This window comes from Paenibacillus sp. 1781tsa1 (assembly GCF_024159265.1).
Taxonomy (GTDB): domain Bacteria; phylum Bacillota; class Bacilli; order Paenibacillales; family Paenibacillaceae; genus Paenibacillus.
This window is the reverse complement of the sequence record NZ_JAMYWY010000001.1, coordinates 603,811-619,986: the sequence shown is the minus strand read 5'-3', so window position 1 is coordinate 619,986 and position 16,176 is coordinate 603,811. Positions and strand designations below refer to the sequence as shown.

The 16,176-nt window shown below is 46.6% G+C and carries 12 protein-coding genes; 1 reads left to right on the top strand and 11 read right to left on the bottom strand.

All coding sequences use genetic code 11. From position 1 onward, the window contains the following. Nucleotides 1-123 precede the first annotated feature (123 nt). The 11 genes from NKT06_RS02900 to NKT06_RS02850 all read right to left on the bottom strand — a co-directional run bounded on the left by NKT06_RS02900 (nt 124) and on the right by NKT06_RS02850 (nt 14,200). The gene (locus tag NKT06_RS02900; RefSeq protein WP_253429671.1) at nt 124-546 is read right to left on the bottom strand and encodes a chemotaxis protein CheW; all 423 of its coding nucleotides are present in this window, start codon (nt 544-546) and stop codon (nt 124-126) included. Nucleotides 547-1,203: 657 nt separating this feature from the next. Then, nucleotides 1,204-2,151 carry an aminopeptidase gene (locus tag NKT06_RS02895; RefSeq protein ID WP_253429668.1) on the bottom strand — a complete coding sequence of 316 codons (948 nt, stop codon included), beginning with the start codon at nt 2,149-2,151 and terminating at the stop codon, nt 1,204-1,206. A gap of 94 nt (nt 2,152-2,245) precedes the next feature. After that, the gene (locus NKT06_RS02890) at nt 2,246-4,237 is read right to left on the bottom strand and encodes an alpha/beta fold hydrolase (RefSeq protein WP_253429665.1); all 1,992 of its coding nucleotides are present in this window, start codon (nt 4,235-4,237) and stop codon (nt 2,246-2,248) included. A 60-nt stretch (nt 4,238-4,297) separates the two neighbouring features. After that, nucleotides 4,298-4,864 carry a TetR/AcrR family transcriptional regulator gene (locus tag NKT06_RS02885; protein ID WP_253442354.1) on the bottom strand — a complete coding sequence of 189 codons (567 nt, stop codon included), beginning with the start codon at nt 4,862-4,864 and terminating at the stop codon, nt 4,298-4,300. A gap of 341 nt (nt 4,865-5,205) precedes the next feature. After that, complete coding sequence (locus NKT06_RS02880) at nt 5,206-6,438, bottom strand: MFS transporter (RefSeq protein WP_253429662.1); 1,233 nt, start codon at nt 6,436-6,438, stop codon at nt 5,206-5,208. Beyond that, a complete protein-coding gene (locus NKT06_RS02875; protein ID WP_253429659.1) occupies nt 6,435-7,703 on the bottom strand; it encodes an ATP-grasp domain-containing protein in 1,269 nt (422 codons plus the stop codon). The genes NKT06_RS02880 and NKT06_RS02875 overlap by 4 nt, the downstream gene beginning before the upstream one ends. Beyond that, the gene (locus NKT06_RS02870; RefSeq protein WP_253429657.1) at nt 7,700-8,752 is read right to left on the bottom strand and encodes a YqcI/YcgG family protein; all 1,053 of its coding nucleotides are present in this window, start codon (nt 8,750-8,752) and stop codon (nt 7,700-7,702) included. The genes NKT06_RS02875 and NKT06_RS02870 overlap by 4 nt, the downstream gene beginning before the upstream one ends. A 22-nt stretch (nt 8,753-8,774) precedes the next feature. Then, on the bottom strand, nt 8,775-9,998 hold the full coding sequence (locus NKT06_RS02865) for an ATP-grasp domain-containing protein (RefSeq protein WP_253429654.1): 1,224 nt from the start codon (nt 9,996-9,998) through the stop codon (nt 8,775-8,777). Nucleotides 9,999-10,314: 316 nt separating this feature from the next. Beyond that, nucleotides 10,315-11,613, bottom strand: coding sequence for an ABC transporter substrate-binding protein (locus NKT06_RS02860; RefSeq protein WP_253429651.1), 1,299 nt, complete (start codon nt 11,611-11,613; stop codon nt 10,315-10,317). An 869-nt stretch (nt 11,614-12,482) separates the two neighbouring features. Further along, nucleotides 12,483-13,319, bottom strand: a complete 837-nt coding sequence (locus NKT06_RS02855) for a carbohydrate ABC transporter permease (RefSeq protein WP_253429649.1) — start codon at nt 13,317-13,319, stop codon at nt 12,483-12,485. Next, on the bottom strand, nt 13,319-14,200 hold the full coding sequence (locus NKT06_RS02850; RefSeq protein ID WP_253429644.1) for a carbohydrate ABC transporter permease: 882 nt from the start codon (nt 14,198-14,200) through the stop codon (nt 13,319-13,321). Before NKT06_RS02850 ends, NKT06_RS02855 begins: the two co-directional genes overlap by 1 nt. Before the next feature lie 143 nt (nt 14,201-14,343). Here NKT06_RS02850 and NKT06_RS02845 point away from each other — a divergent pair, with 143 nt between their 5' ends. Then, nucleotides 14,344-16,173 (top strand): cache domain-containing sensor histidine kinase, encoded by a 1,830-nt coding sequence (locus NKT06_RS02845; protein ID WP_253429641.1) that lies wholly within the window; start codon nt 14,344-14,346, stop codon nt 16,171-16,173. Nucleotides 16,174-16,176 lie beyond the last annotated feature (3 nt).

The following is a 16,176-nucleotide window of genomic DNA, read 5'->3' as shown; positions in this document are numbered from 1 at the left end:
AAAAGTGGTTATTTCGTTGTTTAACAAGACAAAAAAATGTCCCTTCTCCCGAAAAGCGGATGAGGAACATTTGGGTCAACCGAAGGATAATACTGAGTATTGAAAGAATTACGAATCGTTACCTTACGATGATCTGATCAAGCTGCCCAGCAATACATCCAGGTTCAAAATACCTGCACGATGATCTTCACAGAACCCGATTTTGTCAAAAACGCCAAGCATGAAACGGCGGTGCTCCTCAGCAGGTTCTTCGAAACGATCGTAACTTACGACAGAATCAACCATATCGACGATCAGAGGTACAAATCCTCCTTTGTAAGGCACCACAATAATACGTGTAGAAGAGGTATCCTCCTGGTCCGGCATGCCTAGCAATACACGAAGACTCACTACCGAAACTACCTTACCGTACAGCGAAGCAAAACCTCTGATCTCTGGACTTCCAAACGGGACCGTTGTCACCTGCACCATTCTGATGATCTCATGAACTTCATCAATTCGTAGTGCAAAGATCTGGTCTCCTACCGAAAAATTAATATATTGCATTCCCTCATCCATAGTTATCCCCATACCCTCTCATTCCGTATAATCAGACTACTTTCGTCTCATTAGATGTTACTTTGGTGTATCGGTTATTTTGGGTCAAATGTTTAGGCTTCAGATCAATTTGGCCAACTTCAACCAACGTTGTATTACGGTTGCTGTCTCTGCTCATTTGCCCTGTTCGGTTCAACAAGGTTCCTTTCCCTTGAAGCGGCGTGGAAGTCATTCGTTTTAATTATGAGCGTAAGTAACCTGACATTCGATTTATTCAAAAAAGACCAAAGAGTCGGCAAACAGCTGATCTTTGGTCTTTTTTATCCCCAATATTATGGATCTGTTTCTATGTTTTCAAATACTTGGAACAAAAAAAAGATATTCCTGTGGATAACTTGTTTTATTACTCCAAAATGACTGTTTTATCGAATAAAAACATGAGTTATACCTGATTTGTGGATAAGTTGTGCACATATTGCACACATGCTGTGGATATGTTTAGTGTTTCATGTGGATATTCATTATTTTAATGTGGACATGTTGTGTATTTGTTTGTAAATCTAACGTAAAATCTGAATTTCAAATCCATTTTATCCATCACTGTGGACACGTTGTGGACATGCCCACTTCCCTTCAGTGCAGATATGCAGATACGCAGTTATTCAGTTATTCCACCAATTCACCCTGACGCAAGATCAGCTTGTCATCGATGTACACGTCCGGCTTTTGCACAACTGCATCAATATGCACACCCGCGGCAATCGTTCCACCGAATGTGTTATTACTACCAAAGGCCACATGGATCGTGCCGTACACTTTCTCATCTTCCAGCACCACACCTGTGATTCGCGCCTTGTTATTGGTACCAATGCCGAATTCGCCGAGAAAGCGACCATCGCCATCGCCAAGCGTGTCCAGTAATTGAGCCCCGTCTGGTCCTTCAGCTGACACCAACCGTCCTTCCTTGACGGTTAATAACATCGGTTCACGAAGTGCCCCGATTCCAGCAACGGAACCATCTACAACAATACTGCCCTCGCCCTTGCCCTCAACGGGAGCAATATAAGCCTCTCCTGACGGCAAGTTACCCGATTCACCGGGGTTCAAATACATACCTGTACTTGGTACACCGTTACGACTCTCTATAGAAAAGGAAAGACTATGGCCCTGCTTCTCTATTCGCACATGGCGACCTGCGGTTAATAGAGCCGTTACCTTCTCGGTCAACGCCTTCACTTGCGAATATTCAGCTGTAATGGCTCCATTCATAAACATATCCTCTGTCATGCCGGGCATTGTTGCCACTCGGGTCCCTGATGCAGCAGCTTTTTTGCGTGCCTGGGTATGAGTTAATGAATATTTCGTTACACACACGGCTACATCTGCCCGAATCATGGCCTCTGCAATCGGCGCAGGTGGCTCTTCTCCGGATCTGCTGCGTTCCTCCATAATTAACAGGACCGACTCTGCACCAAGTGCTTTTCCCGCCTCATAGATGGATTGGGCCAAGTCCCGTTTCATATCATCTGCGATAACCACCAGATTTTCTCCACTGCGTAGTCCCAGACACTCCGTTAGTACCTTTTTACTGATTTCTACACGTTGCTCGCTCATACATTCATCTCTCCTGTCTAGGTTTCAGCTCTTCACAACTCGACTTGACCCTTTCGACAATTGGCACGGGATTCCTGCATGTCCAGATCTGAACTCACTTCAAGGTATTGGCCCATTCGGCGAGGATTGCAGCTGTTTCCTTATATTGAAACGTCGGAAAGTAATGTCCATAGGGTACATCTATGCGTTTGATCTGTGAGTTCATATCCCGGGGATAGTGATATTCCCGATCTTTATTGGCCCATATAACTAATGCATTTTTGGCGCGATCATCAGCCAACGCTTTCATCCAGAGCAAGGCGTTGACCCTTCCCTGCTTGCCGGAGTGGATCCACCGTAGCAAATCTGCATTCGCTCCCGCAATTCGAGGGGATTGGAGACTGGAGCGTATCCTTTTGGCCATCGTATGGTCCATGCCTCTTCTGTCTTCTCCACTGATATATGCACTGAACATTCGCTTCCAACTCTTCTCCGATCGGAGACGAAGCAAAGAACGCATCACACCTCTTGGCAAACGGGAAACCCATCTGAGCACATTCGGATTTGAATTGTTGGCAACCGGCTGAAGCAATCCCAGCCGAATGTCTGTCCGGCCGCTACGCAACTGTGCGGCAGCCACAATAGCTGCCCCTATCGAATGACCTACCAGCTTCACGGGACCCTCAAACTCACCAAGTGCCTTAAGTAGTGCAGCCACCTGACCTTCAAACGCTTCATCTCCCTGATGTACAGGGGACCGTCCGAATCCCGCGAGATCCATTAACCAAACTGGGTTACCTGTCTCTTTCCAAAGCTGTTCTCCCAAAGGTAACATCTCATCTGCTGTTTGCAGCAGACCATGCACAATAATCCAGGGCTCTCCTTCACCCTCCCAACCGATCATAGCCATATTCCCGCTCCGTGACCGGATATAATCTGCCGGAACATCCTCAGGTAAAGATGCATACCGAAGACGGTAGTCCAGATCTGCTGTAACCAACGGAAGCTGTTCCCTGATGTCCGGCCAGGATTGCCCCATACGTGTAAACAGAGCCTCCGTCTCCTCGACCGGGAATGACCTGTTTGTAATAAAAGCAACCGACTCCGCTGGTACACCAGTGAGGCGTGTGCCCCCTGATTTCATTGCCCATTGAATCCAAGGTAGCGGTACAGATCCTTTGGGTTTGGGTACATCCAATTCATGTGCCAGAAGATGCAACAGTTCCTTCATATTGGGGCTGTCTTCCTTCCGCGCCAACAATGGATAGGTTCCTCCGGCTGGATCTGCTTCCCTGGATAGAAAAACAAGTGTTTGTGCAACAACATCATTCTCCACAAGGGGTAACCAATAGGATGAACCTCCCGGCACTACAGGCATAAGTCGTTTTTGAATCGCCTGAATGAGCAGCCCAATCCCCCCCGTTTGCTCCGTTTCCCCAGTCGGACGTGGTCCAACCACTGTACTCGGATTCACAACGGATAAAGGATAGTTATGTTGTTCTGCATGTTCACGAATATGCAGATCAGCATGAAATTTCATCTCTTCATATGCACTTTCCTGATCGCCCACATGGTCGACCTGAAGATAACCTCCCTGTTCGTTCCGCTGTCCATAGGGACTCATGAAACCAACCACGTGGATAAAGTGTCTCAGTCCGCGGGTATAGTGAATTTCTTGTGCAAGTTGGGCCACTTCTCTCGCCCCGTTCATGAATATCTGCTCGGCTACCGTTCGTTCCAAGGTGACGTCCATCGTTCCCCCCGCATGGATGATCACATTCGCTTCAGCAACACGCTCCCGGTCCACTGCGGTAATTCCAAGACCCGAAATGGATAAATCACCGGTAATAAAGGTAATTCTGGCGAAATCCTTCACTCCATAAGCCTTCAGCACCGTTCTGGCACGCTGTTCCGATCGAACCAGCAAGAGCAATTGAGCGTCTCCTTGCGCGAGTTGTTTGACCGTTTCTTTGCCGATAAAACCAGTGCTGCCTGTCATGAAAATGATTGTTGGCTCCATATCAGACGTGCTCATTACCTGATTAATTTTTGTTGAATTTGACGCTGTATTTTCTTCATTGGATACTTGGATCGTATGTACGTTCATTCCGTTATCGCCCCTTTTAGTACTATGTAGTACTAGTTATATTCAAAAAAAAAGCTTCGTTTACCGAAGCATCTGACAAAAAGTACGTGCCGATTGTTCAATAATGCCTACATCACGCGCAGTTCCCGCAAGAATCAGTGAACCTTCTAATGCTGCAATAAACAACAACGCAGCCGGTCCCGGTTCGATTTCTTTGCGAAATTCACCACGATCCAAACCTTGCTGAAACAGCTTCTCCACCATTGGTCTAAGCTCACGAAAGAATCTGGATATGCTCTCCTTCACTTGGGATGCACTGTCAGGCGTCTGCATATATAACGTGACAAAAGGGCAGCTCCCTTCGTAATTTCGGCCCTCAATACCTGCCGACAGCATTGCCATAAATGAGTAGATGCGCTCCTCCACTCCTCGCTCACGTTGACTGAGCAGCAGATACAGCTCCGACTCATACTGGGCAATCCAGTATTGTACCACGGCCTGAAGCAGTTCCTCCTTGTTTTTAAAGTGGTAATAGATATTGGACTTGGATACCCCACTCACACGCACGACCTCATCCATGCTGACATAGCTGTACCCCTGACGCAGAAATAATTGTGCAGCCACTTCAACTGCCTTGGTCCGGTTCACCGGATTGGAACTCTTGGATTTCGCAGGTCCCGTGTTCATTTTTTGATTTGTCATATTTAGAACTATACAGTACTAGTTGGTTGAAAACAAGTATTTCTGTTAACAAATGATCTTCTTCCGCTCAAACTAATCCATACTTGTCCACATTTAGAGTGTTATACACACAAGATATCCACATATGGTATTAACTTTGTGTTAAATACGTCATGAGATCGTTAACTGCTTTTGGGTTATCCACATTTCTTCCGGTTGAACCACCAAAAAAAAAAGGTCAACCAGAACGTATCTGGCTGACCCTCCATACACTTCATTTCCCAATCTTTAATAACTGTTTACCTCCTTCAAATCGAAGGTTTACTGTCCCCGGCAATAATCGACTCGGTGCCTTGAAGTGGCAATCTGTTCTCCAGCCTTATGGCGACAAACAGGATTATCGTCACCGTAACACCGATTGCTCCTAACAGCACGCCTGTGTTCTCCTGCCCCATAAGGGACAGCGGTAGTGCCAGTACCAGCGGGACAACAGATCTTGTGAATTGAGTGGCAAATGTTGATCTTCCCGACCACTTCATGGTCTCTTCACGACTGCGCAAGTTATCAAACATGACTGATCTTTGCATAATACGAGTCCGATTAAACACAAACCCAAGCATAAATCCACAGATTAACGACACCGCAAACACCTGTACCGTGCCAATGATGATATCAATAACACCGATCAGTATAAATAGATACATTGGAATTCGGTGTTCCCACTTACGAATCAGCGTTGCAAGAAAGGCCCCAAGCCCCATCGCAGCTCCGATAGCCCCGTAACGGGATGAATCCCAATTGTAGATATCATGGAACAAAATTGGTACGATAAAATTGATTGCTCCCAATTGCACGGTTAATACAACCACCGCCAATATGGTCATGTTCAGTACTTTTTTTCGCACAGCGTCGGAGTAGGTAATCTGCGGAGCCTCCGTTTTTTCTTTCTGTACGTTCTGCTCAGCCTGACCGGATCGGGACAGAATTGGAATGAGCCATGGAGCCATCATCCCCACAGCCAGCGTCACCATCAGTACCGTTGAGATCATTGGCAGTCCGCCTATACTGAGCAAAACTCCAGTTACCGCACTTCCTCCAAATGCACCAATCTGAATTGCCGTCTGCAAGTCATGCGAGGCCTTGTGTGATTTGATTTTCCCATCCAACACCATCTGGGACATGTAGATTTCCAGACTCTGATTGGTCAAAAACAGAATCACGGAGAATACGCCACCAATCAGATATAAGCCATACACATTGGTATTGCCGGCAAATTGAATTAAAAACACAAGAAGAAACACAATACCCAGGATGCGCGCTAAGCTGAAAATTAGCAAGGGTCGTTCTTTAAGTGCAGTTTTAAGAAAAAAGCTATACTTCTGCAATAAAATAGGTATCAAACTCATGATCGTAATAATAATACTCAGATGAGTAATCGACCCACCCTGCTCCAGTACCGACCAGATCAGGGTAATGTTTAGAATGGTATCTCCACATAAGGTAATGGACAGGAAGAGGATGAATAAAATAGTCTGTATCATTGAAGCTGTCTCACCTCAGCAACTTGCAAATCCAGCTTTTGTTCCAGCAATCTTGCGGCTTGTTTTACCGATTCGATGTCCTCAGGACCCTGATATTTGGTACGTACAGACAACAGACCTGTAATATCGAATCCCTTCGGAGCAGAATGAACCACTCTACCTTTGGCAGCAACCGGATAATACGCCCGGTACCTCACATCGTCTGCTGCCTCACCGCTGGCATTATTCAACACCTTGCCATCACGGTATACAAATTTGATACAGGTTGCGCACTTGGGAGCCGTTCTTTTCGCAAAATGGGCAGCCAACTTCTCCTCCCCCTGAAGACCATAAGCGTGGGCGGTCACCAGATCAGTGCCGTACACATCACGAATATTGCGATAGACATGCCCACCACTGATACGGCAGCTGAACTCCACCACTTTATACTCATCATTGGCGTTCTGCCTGGCTTCAACGTTAAACAGCCCATTTACAAGTTTCAGACCTGTGCATATTTGCTGAGCCATCTCGCAAAGTTCTTGTTCCACATTGGATTCTCCCTGAAAAGGTAGCGTATATTCATCCTCTTCAAAGTAAGGACCTGGCATTCTGAGCTTGTTATGGACTCCGCCCAGATAAAACCGTCCATTCACAACTACGCCATCCAGCGTAATCTCTTCCCCGGGCAGGAACTCTTCAATCAGCGCTATTGCAGGACATTCCTCGTCAAAATATAGCTCCGATTGCGAAATGGCAAGTTGCGAGATACTATCGAAGGCCTCCTTCAATTCGGCATACGAATGAACGAGCGCAACATGGCTGCTGGATGCGGCCAGTGTGGGTTTAATAATAACCGGATAGCCTACACTTGCCGCCGCTGAAACAGCCTCATCCAACGTATTTACAGCATAAAATTCAGGACAGGCCACGTCCTCCTGCTTCAGGAACTGACGCTGTCTGGACTTGTCTCTGGCAATTTCGGCCGCTTGGACAGGAATATCCTGTCTTCCCAATCCTTCATTCAATCTCGCATTCAGTACAATATCCGTTTCCTGCCAGGTAATGAAAAACGGAACGCCTAATTGTCTAGCCTGCAAGATCATTTCTTCCACATTCTCGTACTTGGGAATATGCTGAACAGACCGAAAGCGCGGATCTTGTTCATATCCAGAAACAGAGGTCCATAAATGGACCTCTTCGAAAATTCTCCCCAGAGCTTCAATATGATCCCCGTGCAGAGAAAAACCTTTTCTCATAAGCAAACCAACGGAGGAACGAGTCATGCCAGAACCTCTTCTTTCGGCTGCTCCACAAACTCCAAAGCGATAATGTACAACGTTCCATTCTCCCCGGCTTTGGAGGAATGCACCGTATTAGCCGGAAGCAGAATGCGGTCACCAGGCGTGCAATGCAGTTCTCCTTCTTCAGTGAAGAAGGTAATATCTCCATTTATAATCAAAAGTGTCTCGTCTGTAGGATGGGTATGGGATTTGTGCTCCCTGAATGGTGTATCTCTTTGTACCTCTACCGAACCGGTTACAGGCAGCAATTGCATTACAGCTTCTTCAAGTGTTACGTCAGACCCTTTGATATATTGAACTGAACTCATAGTATTCCTCCTCATATGATGAAATGGGCATTGCGCTGTAGCGGAAACTTCGTTGGTATCTGGAATAAAATATTGCAGCCACTCTCGATTATTCGGATTCCCATAGATCCCTAGATGCGGGAATGGTTCAATTGCATCGTATTGCCGAAGCAAGCTTCGCACCAAATCCTTGGATTTATCTCCTTTTGGTGTTCCTAAGCCAATCGAATCAAAGACCCATCGGGGTTGAAAGGTAATCATGTATGTATTGGCACGTCTGCTCCTTCTGACCTCATGTGCTGGTGTGTTACAAACGACAAAAATGGGTTCCCCATGAAAGCAAAATTCCCACAAGGGATCATTCTCTTCATTCGGTATGAATTCAGGCCATTCTTTCAAGTCAATGGTGTGTAGCCGGGTCAGGATGGACCAAAACATATGCTGATATTCATGGATGGATAGATCCTTACCAATATTAAAGAACGTGACCATGGAAGTGTAGTTTCCAAAGCTCCTTGCCTGTTCCACGTATTCTCTCAATGCCTTTCCCAGTTCTTCTATGGAATGGTCATCTACATCATCAAAAAAGGAGAAACGTAGCTCATTACGGCTAAGTCCCATGGAACCGAATATGCAGGGAAAACGTGGACTCTCACTGGTCATGTCCTTTTCAAAATGCTCAAATTCTTGCTTTCTCCAATCATGACTATCCAGTCTCTTCACATCAGCGTTATCTAGCAACAACCCAAAGCCCTCCTAGAATGGTTTATTGGTGAACCAGGACAAACTTGTCATGTAGTTCTAGAAGTTGTTTTCTAACGAATTCGATATCTGGACCTTCCACAATGGCAAATCCGGATCGGGACATCGTATCTCGACCACCTGAAATGGACTGACCCGATGTAAAGTTAATTCGGATATCAATGAGTCCTTCCATCGATTTGAAATCTTCTGCTGATGAGATACTTTCGATCTTGCCTACAGCAGATGGGAAATTAACCGCACCGGTATACTTGCCTGTATTAACCAAGGTTGGCGCTTCATATATCCCAAGTTCCGTTTGAATGGCCGCATCAAACAAGTTCACCTGATGAGAATTCAAAACCATAGGTGGAATGATGACAATGCCTCCAATTCGTGCTCCAATCTCTCCAAAACAGATCTCCCCATTCGGCAGAAGGAATACTTCTGCATGGAACACACTGTTACGTATTCCCAGTGTCCGTATGATCTCTTCATTGAACGACTGCATCCGTTCCACATATTCATAATGTGTGTTAGCGGGATAACAGATCGTGCCGGAAGGGCGATCATTTTGGACAATCTCAAGACAATTAAACAAATATTCAGAGACGGAGGAAAATACAAGCTCACCTTCTGAAACGATCGAATCAATATGAAACTCCCTACCCGTAATAAATTCCTCAATGAGCACCGATTCCCGATTCCAGGAATGGCTGATATACTGCTCAAGCTCCTCTTGATTATTGAGCCTGTACGTCATGATCGTCGCCCAGCCGCTAATCGGTTTGATAATGATGGGAAAACCAATGCCTGCGACAATCTTTCTAATCTGTACTGCATTGGACGCAATACGCGTCTGTGACGTGTGGATTCCCGCCTGCCGCAATGTTTCCTTCATGATCCATTTGTTCCGAACCGTCTCGGCCTGATTCTTTTGAATACCAGGTATGCCAAAACGCGATCGGAGATACCCACCGGTCTCCACCACATTTTCGGTCGGGGCAATGACGCGCTCCACATCATATTCATCCAAAATGCGCTCAAAAACCTCTTCCACCTGATCAATCCGAGTAATATCTTCCACTTCGAACACAGCACTGAACAACCCTTCCGGTAAGGAATAAAATTGTTCATATCCCTGTTCTACCAACAAAATATTGGTTGTTTCCGATATGTTGGACAAAGCTTCGATAAACCCCGTTTTGGTGTTCATTCGCTTGTCACACAGAAAGACGATATCCCTCATAAAGAATTTCACCTCCAATTCAAATTTCTTTACTTTCTGCTATATTTTTCTATAATATGGATATTGGTAAGGGCTGTCAATCTAAAAATTACAAATATTTAAATTTTGGCTATTTGTTGCCATATTGTGTACTAACAACAGGTTGTAGACATTATACAAACACCTCCACCTTCTGTATTAGTCGTCCTATTCATTCCTACTGGCACTTCCTAACTGGAAATTTTCACATTAAAAAAGGTGACTCCAATTCATCCGGAGTCACCTTTTTTATGTTTTTTCTTCTTCCCACATGTATTAAACGAGTGGATGGGACCTGTTATTTTTTCAAACTATCCCAGTTCTGTTGTAATGCATCAAGCAAGCCGGCTTTATCCGATTTACCTGCAACGTAAGCCTGAATCGTGCTGCCATACTCTTGTGGAACCCCTTCAGGGAAACGGTTGAAGTTCCAGCTCAGTGTTTTATTGGCCTGGCTATACTTCATGATCTCTGTGGCGAGGTCACCCAGATCCTCCTCGGATGCTGTGATGGAACTGAACGCCGGAATGAATTTGAATTCTTTCGTCATATATTGTTTCCCGATATCCGAAGTCACGAGCCACTCCAGGAACTCTTTCGCTTCCGTTTTCACTTGAGAGTTCTTGTTCACAACCCAATAGTTCGGCACGCCGACAAACAATTTGTCATTTGGTTCATTGTTAATTGGCATCGGCAGGATACCCAGATTCAGATCCGGATCAATTCCATCGATCTGTACTTGAGTCCAGTTCCCTTGCTGCATCATCGCCGCTTCTCCACTCGCAAACAACGTAACTTGCGTATTGTAGTCGGTTGTCAGCGGGTTTTTATTGCTATATTTCAGCGTTAAGTCGAGCAGGTTAATCCAGTCGTTGAACACCTGATTGCCAGGAATTTTCTCCGTGCTTTCATTCAATCCCTGGATGAATTTCACCGGATCTGCCTGATTTGCAAATGCGACGTTGACGTTATGATTGCCCAGCACCCACCACTCCTGATATCCGTTCGAGAACGGGGTGATGCCTGCGGCTTGAAGTTTCTGTGCAGCTTGATCCAACTGTTCCAGTGTCGTTGGAATTTCGGTAATACCCGCTTTTTGGAAGAGGTCTTTGTTATAAATGAAGCCATAACCTTCCAGCGCCAGCGGCTGTCCATAGAGCTTGCCGTCTTTGGTCATTGGCTCTTTGGCTACTTCGAGCGCATCTTTGGCCCACGATTCCCCAGACAGATCTTCCAGATATTCAAGCCATGTATCCAGCTCACGATATCCACCTACGTTGAAAATGTCCGGTTGTTCGCCTGCGGCAAACTTGGCTTTCAATGCAGCACCGTAGTCACTACCACCACCTACAGTTTGAATGTCCAGTTTGACGCCTGGATGGGAGGATTCGTACTCCGCTTTGAGACGGTTAAGCGCTTCCGCAATTTCAACTTTGAATTGGAAGATTTTAATCGTTTTGTCCCCGGCAGCAGCTTCGCTACCACCTTGAGTATCTGTGTTGACCGGACTGCCACTCTTGTCCCCATTGCCACATCCCGCGAGCATTACCGCAAAAGCAATCAGCATAAGCAACGTCAACTTCGTCATTCTTTTCATACATACACTCTCCCTATAGTAGTTTCAGTATAACAAACTGTTTGTGTGTGGCGAGAATCTTGGCTTAGAAGCGTGTTTTTTAATCTAACGAACCGAGCGCACGTTATTCGCCCCTATTGGCGTAATTCTCCATTCTAAAGAATCACAGCGGCGTTATTTCGACGATTTGATCGTTTTTCAAACCTCTGGCGCCTCTTTGTACCCGGATAACGTTGCTGAGGTTCCTTAAAATTTGTATTCCTTGATTATCTGCCTATTAAGATGCGGTAGATTCGTTAGCGCTTTGAATAGGAGCATAACATCGCCCTCTAAAAAAGTTCCTGGCTATGCTAGTGCCTCCCCTTCAAGAGTCATGCCCAAGCTATGCGGGCATGACTCCCCTTTGCACACCTCCGTGCGAGGTGGGAGCAAAGGGATCAAGAATGCGTTGCAGGAGCGGAGCGTTCGCCTTTGATACTCGGTGGCTTCCTTGCCTTAATACATTCAGGCCACCGAGGAGCAACAGCAACCGAAAGCGCAACTTGATCCCGCCAGCGACCTTGCCTCGCCCCTTCTCTGCCTTATCAATCTGGTCTTTAAATCTTTTCTTTCTTGGTCATTTCTTGAAGGATCTCTTTTCTTTAATGCTCTTTTCCCTAGGAGTCATGCCCATGCTATGCGGGCATGACTCCCCTATGCACACCTCCGTGCGAGGTGGAGCAAAGGGATCAAGAATGCGTTGCAGGAGCGGAGCGTTCGCCTTTGATACTCGGTGGCTTCTTTGCCCTAATACATTCAGGCCACCGAGGAGCAACAGCGACCGAAAGCGCAACTTGATCCCGCCAGCGACCTTGCCTCGCACTCCGCCACAGCGACCCCTTCCCTCGCACTCACCCTTTAACTGATCCAGCGGTAATCCCCTGAATGATATATTTCTGCATCAGCAGGAAGAAGATAATGATCGGCATGATGCCAAGCACAAGGGCCGGCAAGGCCAGATCCCATTGCTTCGTATATTGACCGAACAGGGCAAAGGTTGCAATTGGAATCGTACGCAAGTTGGAGCTTTGCAGGATCAGGGATGGGAGCAGATAATCATTCCAGATCCAGAGTGTGTTCAAAATAATGACGGTTACATACATCGGTTTCATCAGTGGAAATACGATCCGGAAGAACACCCCGTAGGCAGAACTTCCATCCACCCGAGCCGCTTCCTCAATCTCCAGTGGGACCGACTTCACGAATCCGTGGAATAGGAAGACAGACATCGGCGCCCCGAAACCAAGGTAACAGATAATGAGGCCGCCAAGACTGTCAATCAATCCAAGATTACTGGTTACAGTAACGAGTGGAATCATGATAGACTGGAACGGAATCACCATGGCGGCAATGAACATGCCGAACAAAATCCGGTTGAACCGTGTATCACTGCGAACCATCCGGTACGCGGCCATGGAACTGATCAGCACAAGCAACAGATTGCTGACTACGGTAACGATAAGCGAGTTCATCAGCGCGGACGGGAAGTTAATTTTCTCCCAGGCGTTTGCATAGTTGCCCCATTGGAATACCTCCGGCCATGCAGCCGAATTGGTGAGCAGGTCACCGAAGGTTTTAACCGAATTCACAAACAGGAAGTAAAACGGAACCAGGAATAAAAGTCCAATGAGCACCATGATAATCTCGGTTAGAATGGTACTGAAGCGGTAATTTTTCGTCGTCTCCATTAGGCTTCTACCTCCTTGCTCTTCGTCAGACGTACCTGAATCATAGTGATGATGGCAACGATTACGAAGAACACGAGTGCTTTGGCGGTTCCGATGCCATATCTGTTATTCACAAAGGCTTCATTGTAAATATTAAGCGCAACCGACTCTGTTGATCCGAATGGTCCACCTTTGGTCAATGACAGATTGAGATCGAACATTTTGAACGACCAGGAGATCGCCAGGAACAGACAGATCGTTACACCCGGCATAATGAGCGGAAGAATGATGCTCCGCAGTACCTGCCAGCGACTTGCGCCATCAATCTCGGCAGCTTCCAGCAGATCAGGGGATACATTCGTCAGAGATGAGATGTAGATGACCATCAGATATCCTGCGGTCTGCCATACAAACACAATCACGATTCCCCAGAAGGCGGTTGGTTCGTCTCCCAGCCAAGGAAGGTTGAAGAAGGACCAGCCTGTTACATCGCCTACTGCTGAAAACCCTTTCACAAATATGAACTGCCAGATAAAGCCGAGCAACAACCCACCGATCACGTTAGGCATAAAAAAGATCGTACGCAGAATGTTTCTCGTCTTGAGCGGTTTGGTCAGAAAATACGCCAGGAAAAAGCCAATCACATTGGTCAGTATCACACCAACCACGGTGAAGCGCACCGTAAACCAAAACGCCGTTTGGAACTTGGGATCATTCGCAAAAACATGCACGAAGTTATCGAACCCTACCCAATTAATGTTCTCGGATACCCCGTTCCAATCCGTGAAGGAATACACCATACCAAGCAGGAAAGGGACCACGATGATGAGAATAAAAAACACGATGGAGGGACCCACGAACACAAGCTGCTGTAACAGCTGTGAAGATTTGCGATGCTTCATATCGTTCTCCCCTTCTATAGATGGATGAAATTGGTCTCTTTTTCTATTAAACCCCATTATCGCCGAGGGAAACACCGACCCTTGTGAACAGTTGGGGGTAAAATATTGTCCTCTCTTAACCTGCAACCAGAAGGGGTGTTCCGATGTCCAAATACTACAGTATACGCACCAAATTGATTGCTTTTATGCTCATTGCTACCACCCTTCCGCTGCTTGCATCGATCAGCATGACGTTTATCCAGACTAAGACGGCCCTGCGGGAACAGGCGGTTGAAGAAAACAAACGCCTGATCTACCAAGCGTCCACGAATCTCAATAACTATGTGGATAACGTGGCCAGAGCGTCGCTTGCTGTGTATAACGACCCGAACTTCCTGCGTAACCTGGCGAAGATTCCTGGTGATTATCGTGCAGTGGCCGAGGTGTACACTACTTTGCAGACCATCCGCGCTGCTGTGCCGGATGTATTCCAGCTGTATTTGCACTCTTTTGCCGCCAATCAATCCACCTTAATTGCGAATCCCTTTCCGAAGCGGGAAGAACGTAAACAGGCCTATTCCGGCTCGCTTCATGGAAAAACAGGCGGTAACAGCCCGGATATTTGGGTGGAATCGGCCCATATGAGTCACACTTACGGATTCAAGGCTGCCTCCCCCGATGATCCTGCAAGAACGGTCATTACCCTGCATCGGGTGATCAAGGATGTTCCGTCCACCGAGCGTCTGGGTGTACTCGCCATTGATCTGAATATGAATACCATTGCAGCAATCTGTGGCAGGCTGTATGATCCGGCTAAGGAACAGATCTATGTTGTAGATGGTCAGAATCAGATCATTTACCAGGGACGTTCCGAGGTCAATCATACGGATGTACTGCGAGAGGAAACGGCTAGTGAGCTGAATATCGCACGGACTAGCGCTGGTACAGGCCAGAATGTCGCAGGACATTTTGAACAGGATCGTTCCATGTATGTATACCAGCAGCTTGGCAGCACATACGCCGACTGGACCATTGTCAAACAGATTCCGAATGAGACGTTATATGCCAGAGCAACTTCACTCACTTGGAATAACGCGATGATTGCTATCGCAGCACTTGTAATGGTCATTGTCGCTACCTTGTTCATTTCCATCCGAATCACCGGTCCGCTCAAGCAACTCATGCGGTATATGAACCAGATCCAAGCCGGGCGTCTGCATGTGGATATCCATCTATCCAGCCGAGATGAATTCGGGGTGCTCGCTCGTCATTTCCGAGATATGATGGATACGGTAAATAACCTTATTTTGCGGGAATATCGACTTGAAATCGCCAATAAGACGAATCAGCTCAAAGCGTTGCAAGCGCAGATTCATCCGCATTTTCTGTATAATACATTGCAATCCATCGGTACACTTGCCCTTCAACAGCAAGGACAGCGGGCGTATACCCTACTCTCTTCCCTATCTAAAATGCTGCGCTACAGCATGCGGGATCAGACCGGCGTGACGTTACGCGAAGAGGCAGAGCATGCCCGGTTGTATCTGGAACTTCAACAGGAGCGGTTCGGTGACCGTCTTGAGGTGGATTTGGATTTTGCCGAAGATACCTTGTCTGTCGAGATGCCAAGAATGACGTTACAACCTTTAATTGAGAACTATTTCAAACATGGGGCAGATATTCAGCCAGGCAAAGGTCACATCTCCCTATCCAGCCGTCGGATCAATGATCATTGGATTGAAATCGAACTGAATAATAACGGGCCCTCCATACCTGATGATAAATTAACGGAGATTCGGGGATGGCTCCATCCAAATCACACATCAACCGGGTTAGCCACGCAAGAATCCGATGAGTCCGAGTCCATCGGTCTACGAAATGTGATGCGCAGACTTCAATTGAACTCACATCCCGGTCACTCCGCCAGACTTGAGATCAGCAATCGGGAACCCAATGGTGTGAAGATCAGGGTTAAACTATACGCGGGAGAGTGAACA